Below are 21,280 nucleotides of genomic sequence, written 5' to 3' on the forward strand. Positions count from 1 at the left end.
CACCTTAGCAGGCCGCCCCAAGGACGCCCACCATGCCGAGCAAGGAAACCGTACGACGCCAACGCGCCCTGGGCGGAGCGCTTGGCGTGGTCGTGCTCGGGATGGCGCTGGTCTATCACTTCTTTCCGCGCGTCTTCCATGTGGATCCGGAGCGGGTGCAGACGCAGCGCGCGATGAATCTCGGTCCGGCCGCCGCGCCGCTCGGCGCCGGCCGCGCGCCGGCCGCCAGCAATGTGCAGGCCGAACTCGACGCCGGCCCGCCGCTGACGCTGGCGCCGACCGACGTGATCGTGGCCCGCATGAGCAAGAAGAACGAGAACCTGCCCGAGCAGAAGAGCGCCGACACGCCCGAAGTCGAAGCGCTGCTGGACAAGGCTACCAAGGCGCTCCGTAACGGCCGGCTGGCCGGCAACAAGGACGGCGCCGCGGCGCTGTTCGCCGAGGCGCTGAAGATGAAGCCGGACAGCCGCCGCGCCGCGCAGGGCCTGTACGAAGTGCGCGCGCGCCTGGTGGCGGAGATCGGCCAGGACATCCTGGTCGGCGACGAGGACTCGGCCAAGGATCTGCTCGAAGCGCTGAAGTCCGTGCCCGACAGCAAGGACGACGTGGCGCAGGCCGAGGCCCGGCTCAAGACCCTGGCGCAGGTGCGCCCGATGCTGGCCCAGGCGGCGACCCTGCTGCAGCAGGGCAAGGTCGATGCGCCCAAGGGCGACAACGCCTTGGACCTGTACCGCCAGGTACAGCAGCAGGATCCGGAAAACGCGGTGGCGGCGCAGGGCATCGCGCAAGTGCAGCGCGCGGTGCTGGATCGCGCGCTCGCCGCGGTGGCGAGCAACGATTTCAAGGGCGCGGGCGATGCGTTGACCGAAGCGGCCACCATCCTGCCCGGTTCGCCCGCGCTGCAGGACGTGCAGGGCCGCGTCGACGGCATCCGCCACCAGCGCGCCGCCAACCTGCTGGCGCAGGCGCGCTCGGCGCTGGATGGCGGCGACCAGGCCCTGGCCCAGCAATTGGCCGAACAGGCCAAGGACCTGGCGCCGGATCTCCCCGGCCTCGGCGATATCCAGGAGCGGATGACCAATGCGCGCCTGTACGCCAGCTACAAGCCGGGCCAGGTCTTCACCGACCGCTACGTCGACCTGCCGGGCCAGACGCCGTCGATGGTGGTTGTCCCCACCGGCAGCTTCGATATGGGCGCGCCGGACAGCGAGGAGGGCCGCGCCGGGGCGGAGACGCCGCAGCACCAGGTAACCATCGGCAAGGGCTTCGCGCTGTCGCGCGCGGAGATCACCATCGGCCAGTTCCGCGAATTCGTGCGCGCCAGCGGCTACCAGCCGGACTCGGTCAAGCTCGGCGGCGCCAGCGTCTACGACGAACGCGGCGGCGCGCTGCGCGACGATCCGGACGCCACCTGGCAGAGCGACTACGCCGGTCGCGCCGCCACCGACGAGCGCCTGCCGGTGGTGAACATCTCCTGGAACGATGCCAAGGCCTACGTCGACTGGCTCGGCCAGCGCACCGGCAAGCGCTACCGGCTGCCGAGCGAGGCGGAATTCGAATACGCGCTGCGCGGCGGCACCACCACCAGATACTGGTGGGGCAATGGCGCGCCGACGCGCAAGGTGGAGAACCTCACCGGTTCGGGCGACCGCTCGCAGAGCGGGCGGCGCTGGAGCAACGCGTTCGAGAAGTACCGCGACGGCTACTGGGGCCCGGCGCCGGTGATGAGCTTCGAGGCCAATCCGTACGGCCTGTTCGACATCGACGGCAATGTCTCCGAGTGGGTGCTGGACTGCTGGCACGACAGCTACGTGCGGGCGCCGGCCGACGGCAGCGCCTGGGTCAATCCCGGCTGCTCGACCCGGGTGGTGCGCGGCGGCTCCTGGGGCAGCTCGCCCGACCAGGTGCGCTCGGCCTACCGGCAGGGCGCGGACGGCAGCGTGCGCAGCGGCCGCGTCGGTTTCCGGGTCCTGCGCGAGCTCTGAGAACGGGCGCGCGCTCCAGGGTGGCGCGCAAGCCCTTGAGCGGGCGGCATCTTTATATGGAAGCGCGGACAGGTCGCCATCGGCTTGTCTTGCCGCCGCGCGCAACCGTAAAATGGCCCGCTTTCGTGTAAGGGAATCATCGACTTAGGGCGAGGGGCCCGGGTACGGATGGGGGACGGGGCAGGCCGCGCGCCTGCGTGAATTCCTCATGCTATCCGCAGCTTACGGGCGTCTCTCCGGTCGGTCCGATGCGAAAGTGGCGGAATTGGTAGACGCACTGGATTTAGGTTCCAGCGGTTAACCCCGTGAGGGTTCGAGTCCCTCCTTTCGCACCATCCCTTATCGAATTGGTGGGTTTCTTTGCGGGCGGCACGACCGCCGGGCGCGGTCGGCGCGCACTTTCGGGTATTCAGGAGACGTCATGCAGGTTTCGGTTGAAAACGTTGGCAAGCTCGAGCGCAAGCTCACGGTGAAGTTCCCCGCGGAGCGCTTCGAATCGCAGGTCAGCGCGCGCATCGCCGAGATGGGCCGCACGGTGCGCCTGAAGGGCTTCCGTCCGGGCAAGGTGCCGACCACGGTGATCCAGCAGCGTTTCGGCGCGCAGGTGCGCGGCGAGGTGCTGTCCGACCTGATCGGTTCCACCCTGCGCGAGGCCGTGAACCAGGAGAACCTGCGTCCGGTCGCCAACCCGTCGGTGGACACCACCGGCCAGCCGGAAAACGGCGAGATCACCTACACCGCCACCTTCGAGATCATGCCGGAGTTCCCGGACGTCGACGTCGCCGCGCTGGAGATCAAGCGCCCGGTGGCCGAAGTGACCGACGCCGACATCGAGAAGATGATCGAGACCCTGCGCGCCCAGCGCCGCAGCTTCGACGACGTCGCCCGTGCCTCGGCCGAGGGCGATTTCGTGATGTTCGAATACAGCGCCGTGGCCGGCGACTACCGCTTCCCGGCCGAGGGCCTGGAGCGCGCCGGCAGCGTGATCGGCTCGGGCACCCTGTTCAAGGCGTTGGACGAGGCCCTGACCGGCCGCTCGGCCGGCGACGAGTTCGAGACGGACGTGGACTTCCCGGCCGATTTCCGCAACGAGAGCCTGGCCGGCAAGACCGCCAAGGTCGCGTTCAAGATCGTGAAGGTGCAGGAGCCCAGGCTGCCGACCGTGGACGCCGAGTTCGCCAAGCTGTTCGGCATCGTCGACGGCGACCTCGAGCAGTTCCGCAAGGAAGTGCGCAACAACCTCGAGCGCGAGCTGAAGGCCACCCTGATGGCCCGCCTGAAGTCCCAGGTCGCCGAGAAGCTGGCCGATGCCAACGACGGTCTCGACGTGCCGAAGATCATGGTGCAGTCCGAGGCCCATAACCTCGCCGCCGGCAGCGTGCCGCGCGGCCAGCAGCCGCCGCCGCAGCTGGTCGAGGCCGCTACCCCGATGGCCCGCAAGCGCGTGATCGCCGGCCTGCTGATGAGCGAGATCGCCCGCAAGCAGGAGCTGAAGCTGGACCGCACCCGCCTGGCCGAGCAGCTGGCGGCGATCGCCTCGACCTACGAAGAGCCTGAAAAGGTCATTGAACTGTACAACTCCGACCCCCAATTGATGTCGGGGCTGCAGAACCGCGTGATGGAAGACCAGGTCGCGGTGTGGGTGGCGGACAACGCCAAGACCACCGACGAGAACCTGAGCTTCGACGAGGTGATGCGCCCGGTCAGCGCCTGAGGCAGGTATCGCGAGTTACCCGCCCGATTCTTAGATAAGGAATCGTCGCGGCCGGCCCTGAGGGCCCGGCCGCGCGGCGGGTGGCGATGAAGACGTGTCCAGGAAGCGTGATTCCGCCCGGATGGCGGTTTTGCGCGGTTTCCAGCACGATTTACCTGCAAGACTTAGGCGTATCAACCCGGAGAGCGACAAGCATGGCCATGGATCCGATCCAGAACCTCAACCTGGTCCCCATCGTCGTCGAGCAGACGGCTCGCGGCGAACGTTCGTACGACATCTATTCGCGCCTGCTGAAAGAGCGCGTGATCTTTCTCGTCGGCGAAGTGAACGACCAGGTCGCCAACCTGCTGGTCGCGCAGATGCTGTTCCTGGAGTCCGAGAACCCGGACAAGGACATTCATCTGTATATCAACAGCCCGGGCGGTGCGGTCACCGCCGGCCTGGCGATCTACGACACCATGCAGTTCATCAAGCCCGACGTCAGCACCATGTGCGTGGGCCAGGCCTGCAGCGCCGCCTCGCTGCTGCTGATGGCCGGCGCCAAAGGCAAGCGCTATTCGCTGCCCAATTCGCGCGTGATGATCCACCAGCCGTCGGGCGGCGCCCGCGGCCAGGCGACGGACATCGAGATCCAGGCCCAGGAAATCCTGTACCTGCGTCGCCGTCTTAACGATATTTATGTGCAGCACACCGGCCAGCCGCTGGACAAGATCGAGCGCGACATGGAGCGCGACCGCTTCATGAGCGCCGAGGCCGCCCGCGAATACGGCCTGATCGACCAGGTGCTGGACCGCCGCGCCGGCGAAACGGTCAAGTCGGCCTGATCCACGGCCGTTACAGTGCGTGAGGGCCGGGTTCTGCGTCTGGAATCGGACGCGGAACCCTGTGCTATTCTCGCGTCGCAACCGATTTACAGCAGGGTTACAGCATGACTGACGAGCGGCAGGGCCGTTCCAACGACAGCGGCAAGATTCTCTACTGCTCCTTCTGCGGCAAGAGCCAGCACGAAGTGCGCAAGCTGATCGCGGGTCCCTCCGTGTTCATCTGCGACGAGTGCGTGGAGCTCTGCAACGACATCATCCGCGAAGAGCTGGAAGAGAAGGCCGCCTCCGGGCGCAGCCAGCTGCCCAAGCCGCGCGAGATCATGGAGACGCTCGACCAGTACGTGGTCGGCCAGACCCGTGCGAAGAAAGCGCTCGCCGTGGCGGTGTACAACCACTACAAGCGCATGGAGTCGCGCCAGAAGAGCGACGACGTCGAGCTGGGCAAGTCCAACATCCTGCTGATCGGCCCCACCGGCTCCGGCAAGACGCTGCTCGCCGAGACGCTGGCGCGCCTGCTCAATGTGCCGTTCACCATCGCCGACGCCACCACGCTGACCGAAGCCGGCTACGTGGGCGAGGACGTCGAGAACATCATCCAGAAGCTCCTGCAGAAGTGCGACTACGACGTCGACAAGGCGCAGTCGGGCATCGTCTACATCGACGAGATCGACAAGATCTCGCGCAAGAGCGAGAACCCGTCGATCACCCGTGACGTGTCGGGCGAAGGCGTGCAGCAGGCGCTGCTGAAGCTGATCGAGGGCACCCTGGCCTCGGTGCCGCCGCAGGGCGGCCGCAAGCATCCGCAGCAGGAATTCCTGCAGGTGGACACCAAGAACATCCTCTTCATCTGCGGCGGCGCGTTCGCCGGCCTGGAGAAGGTGATCCAGCAGCGTTCCGAGACCACCGGCATCGGCTTCTCCGCCGAAGTGCGCAGCAAGGAGCGCACCGAGAACCTCGGCAAGGTGCTGGCCGACGTGGAGCCGGCGGACCTGGTCCGTTTCGGCCTGATCCCGGAATTCGTCGGCCGCCTGCCGGTGGTGGCGACCCTGGACGAGCTGGACGAACCCGCCCTGGTCAAGATCCTCACCGAGCCGCGCAACGCCGTCACCAAGCAGTTCAAGAAGCTGTTCGAGATGGAAGGCGTGGAGCTGGAATTCCGTCCGGAGGCCCTGCAGGCGATCGCCCGCAAGGCGCTCAAGCGCAAGACCGGCGCGCGCGGTCTGCGCACCATCCTGGAGCAGGTGCTGCTGGACACCATGTACGAGCTGCCCTCGCTGGAGCACGTGAGCAAGGTGGTCGTGGACGACGCCGTCATCGACGGCCAGGCCGAGCCCTACCTGATCTATCGCGGCAACCTGCAGCAGCAGCGCGTGGCGGGCGAGAGCGGCGACGCCGCCTGAACAGTCTGTCCATCCCGGTCGAACGAAAGGCCCCGGCAGCCCCGGGGCCTTTTTTTATCGTCGGCTTCAGCTCGAGGCCGTTTTCGTTTTCCTTGCCGTGCGCGCACTTGTATGGGGCGGCGCCGGCCTCCACTTGACGATCAGATGCCTCCGGCGCAGTGTCGGGGCGTACTCGTTTCAGTCCCCCGAGGGAACCATCCGACATGGCAAAAAATGCCCCCCTTCCCGTCGCCACCGGTGCCGCGCTGGACGCGCTTCCGGTCCTGCCGCTGCGCGACGTGGTGGTCTATCCCCACATGGTCATCCCGCTGTTCGTCGGCCGCGACAAGTCGATGCGCGCGCTCGAGCGCGCCATGGAAGGCGAGCGCCAGATCCTGCTGGTGGCGCAGAAGAGTCCCGATATCGACGACCCGGCCGTCGCCGACCTGCACCAGATCGGCACGCTCGCCGGCGTGCTGCAGCTGCTGAAGCTGCCCGATGGCACCGTGAAGGTGCTGGTGGAGGGGCAGGCGCGCGTGTCCGTCGAGAAGTACGAGGAAGATGGCGGCATGCTGATGGCCACCTCGCGCATCATCGAGCCGCAGTACAGCGCCAAGGAGCGCGAGCTCGACGTGGTCTCGCGCACGCTGGTGTCGCTGTTCGAGCAACTGGTGAAGCAGAGCCGCAAGCTGCCGCCCGAAGTGCTGGCCACGCTGTCCGGCATCGACGACCCGTCGCGGCTCGCCGATTCCATCGCCGCGCACCTGTCCGTGCGCATGGCCGACAAGCAGAAGGTGCTGGAAACCGCCGACGTCGGCCAGCGCCTGGAGCTGCTGATCGGCCTGGTCGACGGCGAGATGGACCTGCAGCAGGTGGAAAAGCGCATCCGCGGCCGCGTGAAGTCGCAGATGGAGAAGAGCCAGCGCGAGTACTACCTCAACGAACAGATGAAGGCCATCCAGAAGGAGCTCGGCGAGAGCGAGGAAGGCCCGAACGAAGTCGAGGAACTGCAGAAGAAGATCGACAACGCCGGCATGCCCAAGCCGGTGCTGGCCAAGGCGCGCCAGGAATTCAGCAAGCTGCGCCAGATGTCGCCGATGTCGGCCGAGGCCACGGTGGTGCGCAATTACCTGGACTGGCTGGTCGGCGTGCCGTGGAAGAAGCGCAGCAAGGTGCGCAAGGACCTGCAGCTGGCGCAGGACGTGCTCGATGCCGACCACTTCGGCCTGGAGAAGGTCAAGGAGCGCATCCTCGAATACCTCGCCGTGCAGCAGCGCGTGAACACCATGAAGGGCCCGATCCTGTGCCTGGTCGGTCCGCCCGGCGTAGGCAAGACCTCGCTCGGCCAGTCGATCGCCAAGGCGACCAACCGCAAGTTCGTCCGCATGAGCCTGGGCGGCGTGCGCGACGAGGCCGAGATCCGCGGCCATCGCCGCACCTACATCGGCTCGATGCCGGGCCGCATCGTGCAGAACTTGAACAAGGTCGGCACCAAGAATCCGCTGTTCGTGCTGGACGAGATCGACAAGATGTCGATGGACTTCCGCGGCGATCCGTCCTCGGCGCTGCTGGAAGTGCTCGATCCGGAGCAGAACCACACCTTCAACGATCATTACCTGGAGGTCGACCTCGACCTGTCCGAGGTGATGTGGATCGCCACCGCCAACTCGCTCAACATCCCCGGCCCGCTGCTGGACCGCATGGAAGTCATCCGCATTCCCGGCTACACCGAGGATGAGAAGCTGGGGATCGCGCAGAAATACCTGCTGCCCAAGCAGCTGAAGGCGAACGGCCTGAAGGAAGGCGAGCTGAGCGTCGACGGCGAAGCCATCCGCGACATCGTGCGCTACTACACGCGCGAATCCGGTGTGCGCAACCTCGAGCGCGAGGTGTCCAAGATCTGCCGCAAGGTGGTGAAGGAGCTGACTCTGGGCGAGGCGAAGAAGGCGGCCAAGAGCAAGGCGAAGGTCGAGACCGCGAAGGCTGGCAAGGTCAAGAAGCTGTCGGGCATCAAGGTCACTTCGGACAACCTCGAGCATTACCTGGGCGTGCGCCGCTTCGATTTCGGCCGCAAGGAACTGCAGAACGAAGTCGGTCTGGTTACCGGCCTGGCCTGGACCCAGGTGGGCGGCGACCTGCTCAGCATCGAAGCCTCCATCGTGCCGGGCAAGGGCCGGCTGGTGCATACCGGCCAGCTGGGCGACGTGATGAAGGAATCGATCCAGGCGGCGCTGTCGGTGGTGCGTGCGCGCGCCGACCGCTTCGGCATCGATCCGGAGTTCCACCAGAACCTCGACATCCACATCCACGTGCCGGAAGGCGCCACGCCGAAGGACGGTCCGAGCGCGGGCATCGCCATGTGCACGGCGCTGGTGTCGGCGCTGACCAAGGTGCCGGTGCGCTCCGAAGTGGCGATGACCGGCGAGATCACCCTGCGCGGACGCGTGCTGCCGATCGGCGGCTTGAAGGAGAAGTTGCTGGCGGCGCATCGCGGCGGCATTACCACGGTGATCATTCCGGAAGAAAACAAGAAGGATCTCGCCGACATCCCGGCGAACATCACCGGCCAGCTGGAGATCCACGCCGTGCGCTGGATTGACGAGGTGCTCGACATCGCGCTGGAGCGTCCGTTGCAGCCGCGGCAGGCGAGCGAAGAGGCCGCCGCCACCAAGGTCGAGACCAAGGTGGACGGGAACGAGGACTCCGCGGAGACGCCGGCCCGCCCGCACTGAGCGAAGCGCGCGGCGTCGCTTCGACATCGAGTGGCATGCCTCTGGCATGCCACTTTTTTGTTGCGCTAATGCGGCATTCGATGCGGCTTCGCTAACGCTTCCCGGCGTGTCCGGCAAGTGCTGCCGCGGTATCTAAAAATCCCTGAAAGCCTTGGTATTGCTTGTATTGCGGACCCTAGGGGGCACTGGTATAAAGAGCGGCACCGCAATCCACGCTCGACGTCGGAGCGCTTCGATGCGGGGTCGCGGGGCGGCGCCCACCAGTCGCCAATTCATCCAAGTCGGCGTCGTCTCGTCCCAGACTGACCACGCGGGCCGCACAACGTTTAAGGGAGTGTCTCAATGAATAAAACCGATCTGATCAATGCCATTGCCGAGAAGGCCGAACTCACCAAGGCCGACGCCGGCCGCGCGCTCGAGGCTTTCTTCGAGACCGTGCAGAAGGCGCTGAAGAAGGGTGACGACGTGTCGGTCGTGGGCTTTGGCACCTTCACCGTGCGCAAGCGCGCCGCCCGTACCGGTCGCAACCCGCGCACCAACGAGACGATCAAGATCAAGGCCTCGAAGGTTCCGGCTTTCAAGGCTGGCAAGACCCTCAAGGATGCCCTAAACTAAGCGGCTCGCCGCTTGGTTTCGGGTGCTTAGCTCAGCGGTAGAGCACCGCCCTTACAAGGCGATGGTCGTAGGTTCGATCCCTACAGCACCCACCAGAAAACTGCGGAGCGGTAGTTCAGTCGGTTAGAATGCTGGCCTGTCACGCCGGAGGTCGCGGGTTCGAGTCCCGTCCGCTCCGCCACAGTTTGCAAGGGCGCCCGCGTGGCGCCCTTGCTTTTTATGGACCGCGCCGGGTCGGGCGCATTGATCAACCCTGACGGGAAGATTCTCATGTTGCAGGCACTACGTACCAAGATGCACGGTTGGCCGTCGATCATCATCCTCGGCATCTGTGTCTTCGCCATCTCGTTCTTCGGCATCGAGTCTTACATCGTGTCGCGCAACGATACCTTCGTGGCGAAGGTCGGGAAGCATGAGATCTCCCAGCAGGACTTCCAGCAGCGCATGAACAGCCTGCGCCAGCAGATGGTCCAGCAGCAGGGCGAGCAGTTCGACGGCGCCGCGTTCGAGCGCCCCGAGAACAAGCTGCGCGTGCTCAACGCGATGGTCGACCAGCAGCTGCTGGTGGATGCCGCCGAGAAGATGGGCATGCGCATCTCCGACCAGCAGCTGCGCGACACCATCGTCAACCTGCCGGGCCTGCAGCAGAACGGCAAGTTCGACGCCGGCCTGTACCGCGCCTTCCTCGCCGGCATGGGCAAGACGCCCGGCCAGTTCGAGGCCGAAGTGCGCAACGAACTGAACGTCTCGCAGCTGCCCGACGCCTTCAATGCGTCGACGCTGATCACCGACGCCGACATCGACCGCTACCTCAACCTGAGCATGCAGCGCCGCGACCTGCGCTATTTCGCGCTGCCGCGTCCGGCGCTGACCGACAGCAAGGTCGACGACGCGCAGATCGACGCGTACTACAAGTCGCACCAGGCCGATTTCATGAATCCCGAGCAGGTCTCGGTGAAGTACGTCGAAGTCAGTGCCGACGACCTGAAGCTGGACGTCCAGCCCAGCGAGGACGACCTGAAGAAGCGTTATGAGGAAGGCAAGCAGCGCTTCGTGATGCCGGAGCAGCGCCTGGTCTCGCACATCCTGGTCAACGTGCCGAAGAACGCCACGCCGGACCAGCAGAAGGCCGCGCTGGCCAAGGCCGAGCAGCTCGCCGGCCAAGCCAAGGAGGACAACTTCGCCAAGCTGGCCGAGCAGTCCTCGGACGACCTGGGCTCCAAGCGCACGGGCGGCGACCTGGGCTGGCTGGAGAAGGGCGTGGCCAATCCGGCCTTCGACGAGGCGCTGTTCGCGCTGCAGAAGGGCCAGATTTCCAAGCCGGTGCTGTCCGACGAGGGCTACCACGTGCTGTTCCTGCGCGACGTGCGCAGCGGCCAGGCCAAGCCGTTCGCCGAAGTGCGCGACCAGCTGGTCAAGGAAGCCATGACCGGCGACCGCGATCGCAAGTACAACGAGATCGCCGGCAAGCTCACCGACAGCGCCTACCAGAACCCGGGCTCGCTGGAGCCGGCCGCGCAGGCGCTGGGCCTGCCGATCAAGACGTCCGAGATGTTCTCGCGCCAGGGCGGCGCGGGCATCGCCGCCAACCCGAAGGTGGCGCAGGCCGCATTCGCCGACGACGTGCTGGCGCAGGGCAACAACTCCGGCCTGATCGACCTGGGCAACGACCACGCGGTGGTGATCCACGTCGACAAGCACGTCTCCGCCGCGGCCAAGCCGCTGGCCGAGGTGCGCGACACCGTGCGCCAGAAGATTCTCGACGAGCGCGTCGCCGCCGCCGCCAAGGCCAAGGCCGACGAGCTGCTGGCCCGCCTGCAGAAGGGCGAGGACATGGCCGCCGTGGCCGCCTCGGTCGGCGCCCCGGTGAAGACCGCCAGCGAAGCGACCCGCGGCCTCGCCGACGTCTCGCCGGACCTGCTCGACGCCGCCTTCAAGCTGCCGCATCCGGCGCAGGGCAAGCCGCAATACGCCAGCGTGCCGCAGCAGGACGGTTCCTTCGACCTGCTGGCGCTGGACAAGGTGCAGGACGCCGATCTCTCCAAGCTGCCGGCCCAGCAGCGCGACATGTTGCGCCAGCAGATGGCGCGCGTGTATGGCGACTCGGCCATGCGCGAATTCATCGACGCGCTGAAGGCGAAGACCGAGATCAAGATCGCCGCGGACCGCATGTAATCAGCATGGTATGGACTTCGAGAAAGGCGGCCGCATGGCCGCCTTTTTTTTGTCGCCGTTCAAGCCATCGCACTCATTGGCCGTCATTCCGGCGCAGGCCGGAATCCAGTGACGATAGCGCCACGCTATGGCCTCATCGCAGGACGAAACCCGGGACGATATCGCGACAACCGGACCATGACGTCACTGGATTCCGGCCTGCGCCGGAATGACGGTTCCTTGCAAGGCTGAGGTCAGTCCGGTCGCCCCGGCACACCGGGCCGTCAGGCCCCGGTCATGCCGAGGATGTTGTACCCGGCATCGACATAGGTGATCTCGCCCGTGATGCCGGAGGCGAAGTCCGAGCACAGGAAGGCCGCGACATTGCCCACCTCGTCGATCGTCACGCTGCGGCGCAGCGGCGCGTGTTCTTCCACGTGATCGAGCATGCTGCGGAAATTGGCGATGCCGGAGGCGGCCAGCGTCTTGATCGGCCCCGCCGAGATGGCGTTCACGCGCGTGCCTTCCGGCCCCAGGTTGTAGGCGAGATAGCGCACGTTCGCTTGCAGGCTGGCCTTGGCCAGCCCCATCACGTTGTAGTTGGCCAGCGCGCGCTCCGCGCCCAGATAGCTGAGGGTGAGGATGGCGCCGCCGCGGCCGCCCATCAGTGGGCGCGCGGCCTTGGCGAGCGCGGCGAGGCTGTAGCTGGAGATGTCATGCGCGATGGCGAAGTTCTCGCGCGTCAACTGGTCGAGGAACTCGCCCTGCAGCGCTTCGCGTGGTGCATAGCCGACCGAGTGCACCAGGATGTCGAGGCCGTCCCAATGCTCGCCCAGCCGATCGAACAACTGCCGGATCTGCGCATCGTCGGCCACGTCGCAGGGCAGGGCGAGGTTGGAGCCGAACGCATTGGCGGCCTCGTCGACGCGATCCTTCAGCCGCTCGTTCTGATAGGTGAAGGCCAGCTGCGCGCCTTCGCGGTACATCGCATTAGCGATGCCCCAGGCGATCGAGCGCTGGCTGGCGATGCCGACGATCAGTGCGCGCTTGCCATGCAGGAATCCCATGCGTCTTCCCCGATGCGGCGACGCGCACGGCGGCGCGTCGCGGCGAGTCTAGCTTGGTGGAGGCAGCGCGGTGGCGGCAGCGCGCCGCGCCTCAGCCCTGCGCGCTGAGCTTCAGCACCTGGCCCAGGCGCAGATGGGAGCCCTGCAGGCCGTTCCAGCGCTTGATCTGGTTGACGTCCAGCGAATAGTGGCGCGCGATGTTCCACAGCGTCTCGCCGGCCTTGACCGTATGCGTGCGCGAACTCGCGCCGGCGGCGTCGTCCGGCGCGGCCGACGGACCCGCGGCCGACGGACCTTTGGCCGATGCCACCAGGCGGTTGTCGTTCGTATCGGCGTCGGCGACGTTGCCGCCGTTCTGCAGCAGCGAATTGCGGAACTGCTCGACGCGGCCGCTGGGCATCACCAGGTACGAGGCCGCGCGCTTGTCGACATAGCCGTTGCGGAAACCGGCATTGAGGCTCTTGAGCTCGTCCACCGACATGCCGGCGTGGTTGGCGGCCTGTGCGATCGGCATCGAGCGGTCGACGTCGACCGACACCAGCTGTTGTTCCGGCGCGATCTGCGGCAGCTCGACCTTGAAGCGCTGCGGCTCGCGCACCACGCAGGAGATCGCCAGCAGCTTGGCCAGGTGTTCGCGCGTCACGCGCTTGACCGGCATCTTCGGGATCGCCGGCTCCTGGGCCGGCGTGCCGTAGCGGCCGATCATGCCGCGCACGGCGAATTCGCCGGCATTGAAGGCGTAGTCCGCCATGCGCCAATCGCCGAGATCGTCGTGATAGCGCTTGAGCAGGGCCATGATCGCGTCGGTCGCGGCCGGCATGTCCAGGCGCCCGTCGAAGTTCTTGTCCACGCGCATGCCCAGCGCGTTCGCCGTCACCGGCATGATCTGCCACATGCCGGCGGGATTGCCTTTCACCCCCGGCACGGGTCGGTAATGGCTCTCCACCCACGGCAGCAGGGCGAATTCGCCCGCCACGTCGTGCTTGGCGGCGATCTGCTGCACGTACATCAGCCGCGGCATCACGTCGCGCATCTGCGCTTCGAATGCCGAAGGATTCTGCGTATAGCGCCTGGCCCAATCCATGATCGCCGGGTCGGCATCGCAATCGGCCATCTGGAAACTGCCGCGCAACTGCGCCCATACGTCGCCGCTGGGCTGCGGCATCGCCGGCGCGTCCACATGGCTGGCGACATTGCCGACCGCCGGCTTGGGCGAGGAGGGCTTGACCACGCGCGGCACAGCGGCCGTGCCGTTCTGCGGGGGCGGTGTCCCGGCGCAGGCGGCGAGGCATAGCGCAAGCGTGGCGGAAAGCAGGCGTAATGAGGCGTGAGGTTTCATGCGCGGAACTCATCCTTGGCGGCGCGCAGGGCGGCGAAGCGGGAAACGCGGTCGGCAGCGGCACCGTGGCGCGTGCACCATTGCGCCACGTCGTGGTTGTCGACACGCAGGAAGGGATTGGTCGCCCGCTCGGTGGCGAGCGCCACCGGCAGCGTCGGCTGCGCCTGTTCGCGCAGTGCGCGCACCTGTTCGACGCGCTGCGCCAGCGCGGCATTGGCCGGTTCCACCGTCTGCGCGAAGCGTCCGTTGGCGGCGGTGTATTCGTGGGCGCAGCAGACTTTCAGTTCGCCGGGCAGGTCGGCCAGGCGGTCGAGCGAGGCGAGCATCTGCTGCGGCGTGCCTTCGAACAGGCGGCCGCAGCCCATGCTGAACAGCGTGTCGCCGCACAGCAGCATGCCGGCGCCGACATAGGCGATGTGGCTGCGGGTGTGGCCGGGAATCTCCAGCACGCGGAACCGCGCCGAGGGCTGCGCGATGGTCACCTCGTCGCCGTCGGCGACCGCCTGCGTGACATGCCCGATGCGCTCGTCGCGCGGCGCGTACACCGGCACCGGCCCGTGCGCGAGCAAGTCGGCGACGCCGCCGATATGGTCGTTATGGTGATGCGTGAGCAGGATCGCGCGCAGCCGCAGTCCGCGCCGGTCCAGCGCGGCTTCGATCGGTGCGGCTTCGCCAGGGTCGACCACGATCGCGTCGCCGGCATCGTCGTACAGCAGCCAGATGTAATTGTCGGCGAGCGCCGGTACCGGTACGACGTGCAAGGGGTGACTCCACTGCGGTTTCGTATCGACTGGCGCAGGCATCCGGGCTTGCGCGAAGTGCGGGACTATAAAACGGGCCGGAAGGCTGCTCGTTAGCAGGTCGTTAATCGGGCCGGCCCTGTTCAGTCTTGTGGCGCAGTCGGCGGCACCCATGTGAGCAGGGGCAGCGTTTACACTCTCCGCCTGACCGTTGGCCCCCGATCCCAACCCCATGCCGCAGCGCGATCCTGACATCTACGCCAGTGCGCACCTCCGCCACCTGCTGGCCGAGGAAGCGGCCGCGATGGCGCCGCTGCTGCAGCGCTGCGCGGGCTCGCACGCGCTGCTGCTGTCGGCGCTGTCGCACGATCACCCGCCGGTGCTGCCCCTGCTGGGCTTCTGGACGCGCATGCGCCTGCTCGGCAGCCGCTACCAGGGCGACGTGAGGGCCCGCGCGGACGAGCCGCTGCCGTTTGCCGACGACGCCTTCGGCCTGGTCCTGCTGCGCCACGCGGTGGAAGTGGCGCCGGTGCCGCAGGCGCTGCTGCAGGAAGCCTGCCGCGTGCTGGCGCCGGGCGGCGTGCTGGCCGTCACCGGCCTGCATCCGCTCAGCGCGTGGCTGCCCTGGGTCTACTGGCAGCGCCGCCACAGCTTCATGCCGGCGCTGACCTCGCCGCTCACGCTGGAGCGCTGGGTGCGGGCAGGGGAGCTGGACATCGAGCGGGTCGAGCGGGTGGGGCACGTCTGGCCGAATGCCGGGGCGAAGGCCCGCGGCGCGCATCCGCTGGGCGGCGCCTACCTGCTGATCGCGCGCAAGAACCGCCGCGTGGCGGTGCTGCCCAAGCTCAAGCCGGCGCTGGTGCCCGCGCCGGTCAATGTGAAACTGGCACCCGGGGCGAGGCGCGGTACCTCGGCCGATGCATGACTCTCGAACGACGCAGGTAACGATGACCGAAGTGGAAGCTTTTACCGACGGCGCATGCCTCGGCAATCCGGGGCCGGGCGGCTGGGCCGCCCTGTTGCGCGCCAAGGGGACGGAACGCCTGATCTCAGGCGGTGAGCCGGATACCACCAACAATCGCATGGAGCTGATGGCGGCGATCGCTGCGCTGGAAGCACTCACGCGCCCGTGCAAGGTCACGCTGACCACCGACTCGCGCTATGTGATGCAAGGCATCGAGGAATGGGTGCCGAAGTGGCGCGCCAACGGCTGGAAGACCGCCGACAAGAAGCCGGTGAAGAACCAGGACCTGTGGCAGCGCCTGTCCGCCGCCACGGCGACGCATCAGCTGCGCTGGCAGTGGGTGCGTGGCCATAATGGCCATGTGGAGAACGAGCGCGTCGACGTGGCCGCGCGCGAACAGGCCGAGCAGTACAGGAGCACCCGATGAGGCAGATCGTCCTCGATACCGAAACCACCGGCCTGGAAGTCCGCCAGGGCCACCGCCTGATCGAAATCGCCTGCATCGAGATGATCGAGCGGCGCCCGACCGGCCGGCATTACCAGACCTATCTGAATCCGGATCGCCTGATCGACGAAGGCGCCAAGCAGGTCACCGGCATCGAGGACGAATTCCTGCTCGACAAGCCGCGCTTCGCCGACGTGGTGCACGAGTTCCTCGCCTTCATCGACGGCGCCGAGCTGATCATCCATAACGCGACCTTCGACATCGGCTTCCTCGATGCCGAACTGGCGCGCCTGGACGGCAACTATGGCCGCATCGCCGACCGCTGCACGGTGATCGATACCCTGGTGATGGCGCGCGAGCGTTTCCCCGGCCAGCGCAACAGCCTCGACGCGCTGTGCAAGCGTCTGGGCGTGGACAACTCCGCGCGCGACCTGCACGGCGGCCTGATCGACTCGCAGCTGCTGGCCGAGGTCTATCTGTACATGACCTCGGGCCAGGTCGCGCTCGACCTGGCGTTCGAGAGCGCACCGGAACAGAAGGGTTCCGCGCAGGTGGTCATGCCGGCGGTGCTGAGCCGGCGGCCGAAGGTGCTGCATGCCAGCACCGACGAGCTGGCGGCGCATGAAAAGCGGCTGGATGCGTTGGACAAGAGTGCCGGCGGCGTAAGCATCTGGCGCAAGGAAGAAGCGCCGGCGGGTGAAGTGGCGGCGGCTGGCTGAGCTGCGCTGTGCAAAGCCCCGCGGCGAGCCTCAGCGGGTCCGCGCGAGAATCACGCTGATATTGTCGCTGCCGCCGCCCTCGAGCGCGGCGAGCAGCAGGTGGTCGACGCATTCCTGCGTGGCCAGGTCGCGGCGCTCGACGATGCCGGCGATCGCCGCATCGCTCACTTCCTCGGTCAGTCCGTCGCTGCACAGCAGGAAGGCCATGCCCGGTTCGAGCCGGCCGCGCGCCAGGCCGATGCGCAGCTGATCCACCGCGGTGATGCCCAGCGCCTGGGTGATCACGTTGCGGTGCGGATGGTGCGCGGCCTGGGCCGGATCCAGCGTGCCGGCCGCAACCAGCTCCTGCACCAGCGAATGGTCGTGGCTGATCTGCTTGAGGCCGTCCTTCCACAGATAGATGCGGCTGTCGCCGACCCACGCCACTTCGTAGCTGCCCGGCCCCAGCCGCAGCGCGGCGATGGTGGTGCCCATCGGCAGCGCGTCGCCGTAGCCGCGCGCCTGCGCCATCAGGCGCTCGTCCGCTCCCTTGATCGCCTCGACCAGGCTGTGCCCGCGAGTCACCAGATCCGCCACCGCATCGCGCACCAGGGCCGAGGCCACCTCGCCATGCTGATGACCGCCCATGCCGTCGGCGACCAGGAACAGGCCCAGCCCGGCATCGGCGTAATAGGTGTCCTCGTTGCGCGCACGCCGCAGGCCGACGTGGGTGCCGTGTCCGAACTCGATCATGGGCATCCGGGAGAAAGGTCTGCGCGGAGCATGCCCCATGCCCCGATGGTTGTCACGATGAACCGCCTCGCGTACAATCGCCGGCTCGCGCGGACCACCGTGTGACCCCTTTGGAGAGGTGGCAGAGTGGTCGAATGTACCTGACTCGAAATCAGGCGTACGTGTAAGCGTACCGTGGGTTCGAATCCCACCCTCTCCGCCAGATACGCAAAAGGCCCCCACCGGGGGCCTTTTGCGTATCTGGCGGAGAGGGTGGGCAGAGAGAACCGGTTACTCGGCGCACAGCGCCGAGTAACCGGTTCGACAAATTCGCCGGGAGCGAATTTGGACAGCCGCAGGCTGGCCCCGGAGCGCGCAAGCGCGGAGGGGGGAGGCCCATGGATGGGCCGAACAATCCCACCCGCCATGGCGAAGCGCGCCTTACACCGAAGCCAGCAGACAAACGCTCTTTTCAGAACCCCTTGCGTATCTGGCCACGCAGCAGCGAATTGCTTATTCCAACCTGGTCCAATACCGCCCACTCCGCGGCAAATAGTGCCGATCCGGATCCAACGAAATCGCCACCCTTATCGCCCGCCCCGTGATCTCATCACGCGGAAAAAACCCGTAATACCGCGAATCCCGACTGTTATCCCGATTGTCGCCCATCATCAAATACCGACCAGGCGGCACCGTCACCGGTCCGAAGTTGCGATCCGCACTGGCGTTGTATTCCGACCACCGCACCGCATGACTGCGCCCGTCGACCTTCTCGCTGACATAGACGGCAGGATCCCACGCATCGTCAGCAATCCCATCGACATGCATCGCCCGGTAATCCGCAAACCGCCCATTGACGTAAAGCCGATTGCCGCGCAACGCGACCACATCCCCCGGCACACCGACCACCCGCTTCACCAGCCGCTCGCCCGCCTTCTCCGACTCCAGCACCACGATGTCGCCACGCGCAGGATCCGCGCGATGCAGCAACGACACATGCGTAAACGGCAGCCGGATGTCATACGCCGCCTTGTCCACCACGATGCGATCGCCGATGCGGATGGTCGGCTGCATCGAGCCGGTCGGCACCACGTTCCAATCGGCCACCGCGCTGCGGAACACCAGCATGCAGAACATGAAGGCGAAGAAGCCGCGATTCCTGAGCAGGAATTCCTTGAACCGGCGCATGATCGTTCCCCTGGCATGAGGCCTCAGCGGCCCATGCGGGAAGACCGGCGGATGCCGGTGAAGTTCCGGCCGGGCGCCAGGCAAAAAAAGGGGCGGTGATCGCCACCGCCCCTTTCAAGGTCCTGCCGCAAAAGCTTCAGCCGGCCTTTTTCTTGGCCAGGCGCAGCCAGGTGTCGACCACCGTGTCCGGATTCAGCGACACCGACTCGATGCCCTGGTCCATCAGCCATTCGGCCAGGTCCGGGTGATCCGACGGGCCCTGGCCGCAGATGCCGACGTACTTGCCCTTGTCGCGCGCGGTCTTGATCGCCATCGCCAGCAGCTTCTTCACCGCCGGGTCGCGTTCGTCGAACAGGCTGGCGACGATGCTCGAATCGCGGTCCAGGCCCAGGGTCAGCTGGGTGAGGTCGTTGGAGCCGATCGAGAAGCCGTCGAAGATCTCCAGGAACTCGTCGGCGAGCAGCGCGTTGGACGGCACCTCGCACATCATGATGATCTTCAGCGCCTGCTCGCCGTGCGCGCTGGCGCCCTGCGAAAGGCCATTCTTGGCCAGCACCTCGACCACCTTGCGGCCTTCGCCCAGGGTGCGCACGAACGGGATCATCACCCACACGTTGTCCAGGCCCATCACTTCGCGCACGCGCTTGACCGCCTTGCACTCCAGCGCGAACGACTCGGCGAAGCCGGCATCGACATAGCGGCTGGCGCCGCGGTAGCCGATCATCGGGTTCTCTTCGTGCGGCTCGTAGCGCGAGCCGCCGAGCAGGTTGGCGTATTCGTTGGACTTGAAGTCCGACAGGCGCACGATCACCGGCTTGGGGAACACCGAGGCGGCGATGGTGGCGATGCCTTCGGCCAGGCGGTCGATGTAGAACGACACGGGATCCGCATAACCGGCGATGCGCTCGTCGATCTTGGCCTTGGTGGCGGCGTCCTGCTTGCTGTATTCGAGCAGGGCCTTCGGATGCACGCCGATGTGGCTGGCGATGATCATCTCCAGGCGGGCCAGGCCGATGCCGGCGTTCGGCAGCTGGCCGAAGTCGAAGGCGCGCTCGGGGTTGGCCACGTTCATCATGATCTTCAGCGGCGCCTCGGGCATCGCGCCGAGGTCCGCGGTGACGCGGTCGAACTTCAGGATGCCTTCGTAGATGCTGCCGGTGTCGCCTTCCGCGCAGGACACGGTGACGTCCGCGCCATCGGGAATCTTTTCCAGCGCATTGCCGGTGCCCACCACCGCCGGCACGCCCAGCTCGCGCGCGATGATCGCCGCGTGGCAGGTGCGGCCGCCGCGGTTGGTGACGATGGCGGAGGCGCGCTTCATCACCGGCTCCCAGTCGGGATCGGTCATGTCGGCCACCAGCACGTCGCCGGGCTGCACCTTGTTCATGTCGGCCAGCGTGCGCACCACGCGCGCCTTGCCGGCGCCGATCTTCTGGCCGATGGCGCGGCCTTCGGCCAGCACCTTGCCCTTCTCGCCGAGATGGAAGCGCTCCAGCTGGGTGGCGTGCGCGCGCGACTTCACCGTCTCCGGGCGGGCCTGCACGATATAGAGTTTTCCGGTGTTGCCGTCCTTCGCCCATTCGATGTCCATCGGGCGGCCGTAGTGCTGCTCGATGATCAGCGCCTGCTTCGACAGCTCCTCCACATCCTGGTCGCTGATGCAGAAGCGGTGGCGCAGTTCGTCTGGCGTCGGCTCGGTCTTGACGCGCTCGCCCGGCGCGGACGAATACACCATACGCAGCTGCTTGGCGCCGAGCTGGCGGCGCAGCACGGCCGGCTTGCCCTGCCTGAGGGTGGGCTTGAACACGTAGAACTCGTCGGGATTCACCGCACCCTGCACGACCATCTCGCCCAGGCCGTAGGAGCCGGTGACGAAGACCACGTCGCGGAAGCCGGATTCGGTGTCCAGCGTGAACAGCACGCCGGAGGCGCCCACGTCCGAGCGCACCATCAACTGCACGCCGGCGGACAGGAACACGTCCTCGTGCTTGAAGCCCTGGTGCACGCGATAGGCGATGGCGCGGTCGTTGTACAGCGAGGCGAAGACTTCCTTCACCTTGTGCAGTACGTCGTCGATGCCGACCACGTTGAGGAAGGTTTCCTGCTGGCCGGCGAAAGATGCGTCTGGCAGGTCTTCGGCGGTGGCGGAGGAGCGCACGGCCACGGCGATGTCGTCGGCGCCGGCGTCCTTGCACAGCTTGGCGTAGGCCGCGCGGATGGCCTGGTCAAGTTCGGCCGGGAGCGGGGTCTCGGTGACCCACTCGCGGATTTCCTTGCCGGCAGTGGTCAGTGCATCGACATCATCGACGTCGAGGTCCGCCAGGCGCGCCTGGATGCGCTTGGCCACGCCGCTCTTGTCCAGGTACTGCTGGAAGGCGTCGGCGGTGGTGGCGAAGCCGCCGGGCACGGATACCCCAAGCTTGGCCAGGTTGCCGATCATCTCGCCGAGCGACGCGTTCTTGCCGCCGACCTTGCCCAGGTCGGTCATGCGCAGCGAGTCGAGCCAAAGCACCAGATCGTTCAAGGGAGTCTCCTTAAGAGCTCTGTATTAGGGGAAAACCGGTAGGGGGAGCGGCCAAAAATCGGCCGCAAAGAACTGGTATTGTCCGCCGCCGATGGTGCACGGCACAAGAAGACCATTGCCGCCCACTGCCGCGCCAACTGCATACCAGTCAGGCGAGGGTCAAGCAAAGACAGGGATTCG

At 66.7% G+C, this 21,280-nt stretch carries 16 protein-coding genes and 4 tRNA genes; 14 read left to right on the forward strand and 6 right to left on the reverse strand.

Features of this window, described 5'->3' with window-relative positions; genetic code table 11:
- The first annotated feature begins 32 nt into the window (after positions 1-32).
- The 10 genes from BM172_RS12080 (at position 33) to BM172_RS12125 (ending at position 11,424) form a co-directional block, all read left to right on the forward strand.
- The gene (locus BM172_RS12080) at positions 33-1,985 is read left to right on the forward strand and encodes a formylglycine-generating enzyme family protein (protein ID WP_026633267.1); all 1,953 of its coding nucleotides are present in this window, start codon (positions 33-35) and stop codon (positions 1,983-1,985) included.
- Positions 1,986-2,235: 250 nt separating this feature from the next.
- Positions 2,236-2,320: transfer RNA gene (locus tag BM172_RS12085), tRNA-Leu, on the forward strand.
- Between the two features lie 86 nt (positions 2,321-2,406).
- Positions 2,407-3,699: a trigger factor gene (tig, locus tag BM172_RS12090; RefSeq protein ID WP_026633266.1), complete on the forward strand. Its 1,293-nt coding sequence runs from the start codon at positions 2,407-2,409 to the stop codon at positions 3,697-3,699.
- Between the two features lie 194 nt (positions 3,700-3,893).
- Positions 3,894-4,523, forward strand: a complete 630-nt coding sequence (gene clpP, locus BM172_RS12095; protein ID WP_026633265.1) for an ATP-dependent Clp endopeptidase proteolytic subunit ClpP — start codon at positions 3,894-3,896, stop codon at positions 4,521-4,523.
- Between the two features lie 104 nt (positions 4,524-4,627).
- Positions 4,628-5,923: an ATP-dependent Clp protease ATP-binding subunit ClpX gene (gene clpX, locus BM172_RS12100; protein ID WP_026633264.1), complete on the forward strand. Its 1,296-nt coding sequence runs from the start codon at positions 4,628-4,630 to the stop codon at positions 5,921-5,923.
- Between the two features lie 203 nt (positions 5,924-6,126).
- On the forward strand, positions 6,127-8,634 hold the full coding sequence (lon, locus tag BM172_RS12105; protein ID WP_026633263.1) for an endopeptidase La: 2,508 nt from the start codon (positions 6,127-6,129) through the stop codon (positions 8,632-8,634).
- Between the two features lie 342 nt (positions 8,635-8,976).
- Positions 8,977-9,249: an HU family DNA-binding protein gene (locus tag BM172_RS12110; protein ID WP_019465590.1), complete on the forward strand. Its 273-nt coding sequence runs from the start codon at positions 8,977-8,979 to the stop codon at positions 9,247-9,249.
- Positions 9,250-9,269: 20 nt separating this feature from the next.
- Positions 9,270-9,344: transfer RNA gene (locus BM172_RS12115), tRNA-Val, on the forward strand.
- A gap of 9 nt (positions 9,345-9,353) precedes the next feature.
- A tRNA-Asp gene (locus tag BM172_RS12120) sits at positions 9,354-9,430 on the forward strand.
- Between the two features lie 89 nt (positions 9,431-9,519).
- Positions 9,520-11,424, forward strand: a complete 1,905-nt coding sequence (locus tag BM172_RS12125; RefSeq protein ID WP_026633262.1) for a SurA N-terminal domain-containing protein — start codon at positions 9,520-9,522, stop codon at positions 11,422-11,424.
- Positions 11,425-11,687: 263 nt separating this feature from the next.
- Here the strand turns inward: BM172_RS12125 and BM172_RS12130 are convergent, their stop codons facing one another.
- The 3 genes from BM172_RS12130 to gloB form a co-directional block, all read right to left on the reverse strand.
- The gene (locus BM172_RS12130; protein ID WP_026633261.1) at positions 11,688-12,470 is read right to left on the reverse strand and encodes an enoyl-ACP reductase FabI; all 783 of its coding nucleotides are present in this window, start codon (positions 12,468-12,470) and stop codon (positions 11,688-11,690) included.
- Positions 12,471-12,561: 91 nt separating this feature from the next.
- A complete protein-coding gene (locus BM172_RS12135) occupies positions 12,562-13,809 on the reverse strand; it encodes a LysM peptidoglycan-binding domain-containing protein (protein ID WP_331279760.1) in 1,248 nt (415 codons plus the stop codon).
- Complete coding sequence (gene gloB / locus BM172_RS12140) at positions 13,806-14,570, reverse strand: hydroxyacylglutathione hydrolase (protein ID WP_026633259.1); 765 nt, start codon at positions 14,568-14,570, stop codon at positions 13,806-13,808. Before gloB ends, BM172_RS12135 begins: the two co-directional genes overlap by 4 nt.
- Positions 14,571-14,781: 211 nt before the next feature.
- On the opposite strand from gloB, the gene BM172_RS12145 reads away from it, so the two are divergent.
- Genes BM172_RS12145 through dnaQ form a run of 3 tightly spaced genes read left to right on the forward strand, consistent with a single transcriptional unit; the run spans position 14,782 to position 16,677 of the window.
- Complete coding sequence (locus BM172_RS12145; RefSeq protein ID WP_026633258.1) at positions 14,782-15,474, forward strand: class I SAM-dependent methyltransferase; 693 nt, start codon at positions 14,782-14,784, stop codon at positions 15,472-15,474.
- Positions 15,475-15,496: 22 nt separating this feature from the next.
- Positions 15,497-15,940 (forward strand): ribonuclease HI, encoded by a 444-nt coding sequence (gene rnhA, locus BM172_RS12150; RefSeq protein ID WP_026633257.1) that lies wholly within the window; start codon positions 15,497-15,499, stop codon positions 15,938-15,940.
- Positions 15,937-16,677 carry a DNA polymerase III subunit epsilon gene (dnaQ, locus tag BM172_RS12155; protein WP_026633256.1) on the forward strand — a complete coding sequence of 247 codons (741 nt, stop codon included), beginning with the start codon at positions 15,937-15,939 and terminating at the stop codon, positions 16,675-16,677. Before rnhA ends, dnaQ begins: the two co-directional genes overlap by 4 nt.
- A gap of 30 nt (positions 16,678-16,707) precedes the next feature.
- On the opposite strand, the gene BM172_RS12160 is transcribed toward dnaQ, so the two are convergent.
- Positions 16,708-17,409: a PP2C family protein-serine/threonine phosphatase gene (locus BM172_RS12160; protein WP_026633255.1), complete on the reverse strand. Its 702-nt coding sequence runs from the start codon at positions 17,407-17,409 to the stop codon at positions 16,708-16,710.
- Positions 17,410-17,521: 112 nt separating this feature from the next.
- Here BM172_RS12160 and BM172_RS12165 point away from each other — a divergent pair.
- Positions 17,522-17,611 (forward strand) — tRNA-Ser (locus BM172_RS12165).
- A gap of 290 nt (positions 17,612-17,901) precedes the next feature.
- Here the strand turns inward: BM172_RS12165 and lepB are convergent.
- Together lepB and ppsA are read right to left on the reverse strand one after the other, a co-directional pair.
- Positions 17,902-18,576 (reverse strand): signal peptidase I, encoded by a 675-nt coding sequence (lepB, locus tag BM172_RS12170; protein WP_051548286.1) that lies wholly within the window; start codon positions 18,574-18,576, stop codon positions 17,902-17,904.
- 136 nt (positions 18,577-18,712) lie between these two features.
- Complete coding sequence (ppsA, locus tag BM172_RS12175; protein ID WP_026633253.1) at positions 18,713-21,100, reverse strand: phosphoenolpyruvate synthase; 2,388 nt, start codon at positions 21,098-21,100, stop codon at positions 18,713-18,715.
- Positions 21,101-21,280: the final 180 nt, after the last annotated feature.

Source organism: Dyella marensis, from assembly GCF_900112865.1.
Classification (GTDB): domain Bacteria; phylum Pseudomonadota; class Gammaproteobacteria; order Xanthomonadales; family Rhodanobacteraceae; genus Dyella_D; species Dyella_D marensis_A.

Coding starts and splice junctions, on each gene's coding strand:
- BM172_RS12080 (WP_026633267.1), top strand. CDS start 33: ATGCCGAGCAAGGAAACCGTACGACGCCAACGCGCCCTGGGCGGAGCG.
- tig (WP_026633266.1), top strand. CDS start 2,407: ATGCAGGTTTCGGTTGAAAACGTTGGCAAGCTCGAGCGCAAGCTCACG.
- clpP (WP_026633265.1), top strand. CDS start 3,894: ATGGCCATGGATCCGATCCAGAACCTCAACCTGGTCCCCATCGTCGTC.
- clpX (WP_026633264.1), top strand. CDS start 4,628: ATGACTGACGAGCGGCAGGGCCGTTCCAACGACAGCGGCAAGATTCTC.
- lon (WP_026633263.1), top strand. CDS start 6,127: ATGGCAAAAAATGCCCCCCTTCCCGTCGCCACCGGTGCCGCGCTGGAC.
- BM172_RS12110 (WP_019465590.1), top strand. CDS start 8,977: ATGAATAAAACCGATCTGATCAATGCCATTGCCGAGAAGGCCGAACTC.
- BM172_RS12125 (WP_026633262.1), top strand. CDS start 9,520: ATGTTGCAGGCACTACGTACCAAGATGCACGGTTGGCCGTCGATCATC.
- BM172_RS12130 (WP_026633261.1), bottom strand. CDS start 12,470: ATGGGATTCCTGCATGGCAAGCGCGCACTGATCGTCGGCATCGCCAGC.
- BM172_RS12135 (WP_331279760.1), bottom strand. CDS start 13,809: ATGAAACCTCACGCCTCATTACGCCTGCTTTCCGCCACGCTTGCGCTA.
- BM172_RS12145 (WP_026633258.1), top strand. CDS start 14,782: ATGCCGCAGCGCGATCCTGACATCTACGCCAGTGCGCACCTCCGCCAC.
- rnhA (WP_026633257.1), top strand. CDS start 15,497: ATGACCGAAGTGGAAGCTTTTACCGACGGCGCATGCCTCGGCAATCCG.
- dnaQ (WP_026633256.1), top strand. CDS start 15,937: ATGAGGCAGATCGTCCTCGATACCGAAACCACCGGCCTGGAAGTCCGC.
- BM172_RS12160 (WP_026633255.1), bottom strand. CDS start 17,409: ATGATCGAGTTCGGACACGGCACCCACGTCGGCCTGCGGCGTGCGCGC.
- lepB (WP_051548286.1), bottom strand. CDS start 18,576: ATGCGCCGGTTCAAGGAATTCCTGCTCAGGAATCGCGGCTTCTTCGCC.